This window comes from Nonomuraea antri (assembly GCF_013283785.1).
In the GTDB taxonomy this organism is placed as follows: Bacteria; Actinomycetota; Actinomycetes; order Streptosporangiales; family Streptosporangiaceae; genus Nonomuraea; species Nonomuraea antri.
Window position 1 is genome coordinate 1 of the sequence record NZ_JABCPZ010000520.1, and the last position, 1,545, is coordinate 1,545.

A 1,545-nucleotide genomic window follows, 5' to 3' on the forward strand; every position below is an offset into this window, starting at 1 on the left:
CCGTTAGGGAGGGGGGAGGGGGCACCGGCGTCGTCCCGATTGACACCCCGAGGGACGGTCGGCCGATGGTGTTGCCCGCGTCAGATGGCTAGAGCATCTGTCAGGTCCAGGTCACGCCCCGCACCATGGCTGCTCCTTTCCAGCAAGTCCTTCCTGCACGGTCCGCCCGAGAAGTGAGCGGTGTAGTGGTGGTTCACCTTGTCAACGTATCGGTTCCCATCGCGCGACGCACACTCCGCAACTATTGTGTTACACATCGTTAGTCAGGGAGGAGACGAGATGGCGGCGACCAGTCACGCCTCGATCAAGTCTCGCGACGGTGTGTCAACACTGGCCGGCCGTTGGCCGTTGCTCGGGCAGCGCCGCCCGCTCGTGGTGTACTTCTGCGCGATCGTGGCCCTCGATCTCGTCGCGATCCTGTTGTTCGCCTCGTCCACGGAGTTTCGCTGGCCGGAGTTGCTCACGTTCGCCGCCCTCATGGGCTGTGGCGCGGTCTGTATCGAGGCCACGCGGCGGCTGGGCATGCCGGCCGGGGTCTCGCGAGACCTGCTGTCGGCCTGGTGGCTGCCGGTCGCCTTGCTGCTGCCGCCGGTTTACGCGCTGTTCGCGCCGATCGTCCTGCAGATCCTGCTGCAGTGGCGGGTCCGGGCGACCGTGCTCTACCGCCGGACGTTCAGCGCCGCCGCCATCGGCCTGGCCGGATGCTCGGCGTCGATCGTCTTCCACTGGCAGGTCCCCGATCCTTGGGCCCTGTCCACGGGCAGCGGCTTACTGCTCATGTACGCGGTCGCGGCGGCCGTGCTGTTCGCGCTGCTCAACATCGCCCTCATCGCCGTGGCGGCGCACACGGCCGATCCCGACATCTCCTGGCGCGAGGTGTTGTGGGACCGGGAGAGCGTCCTGCTGGACATCGTGGAGTTGTGCCTCGGCGTCACGGTGTCGGTGGGTTGCGGGCTCAACCTCGGGCTGCTGTTGCTCGCGCTCCCGCCCGTCGTCCTGCTTCAGCGCAGTCTGCTGCATGCCCAGCTTCAGGCCGCCGCCCGTACCGACCCCAAGACCGGGCTGCTCAACGCGGCCGCCTGGCAACGGGAGGCCGATACGGAGATCGTCCGTGCTCGCCGCACCGGTGAGACGCTGGCCCTGCTGATCGTCGACATCGACCACTTCAAACGGGTCAACGACGCCCACGGACATCTGGTCGGCGACCAGGTGCTGATCAGCGTGGCCGCCATGCTGCGCAGCCAGCTACGCGATTACGACGTGATCGGACGCTTCGGCGGAGAGGAGTTCGTCGTCCTCCTGCCCGGCGCCGACCTCCATGAGGCTCGTCAGGTGGCGGAACGCCTACGCACCAGGATCGGCCACATGACGGTGCCGGCCGACAACGCCATGGTCAACGTCACCATCTCGGCCGGGGTCGCCATCATGAGCCTCCACGGCGACGACCTCATAGACCTACTCACGGCCGCCGACCTGGCCCTCTACCGTGCCAAGGAACTGGGCCGCGACCGCATCTGCATCCCCGCCGCCCATCCACCCCCACCC

The 1,545-nt window shown here is 67.6% G+C and carries 1 protein-coding gene; it reads left to right on the forward strand.

All coding sequences use genetic code 11. The annotated features are described in order from the left end of the window. Window positions 1-279: 279 nt before the first annotated feature. The coding region (locus HII36_RS55080) for a GGDEF domain-containing protein (protein ID WP_173531367.1) at window positions 280-1,545 on the forward strand (1,266 nt) is incomplete at its 3' end.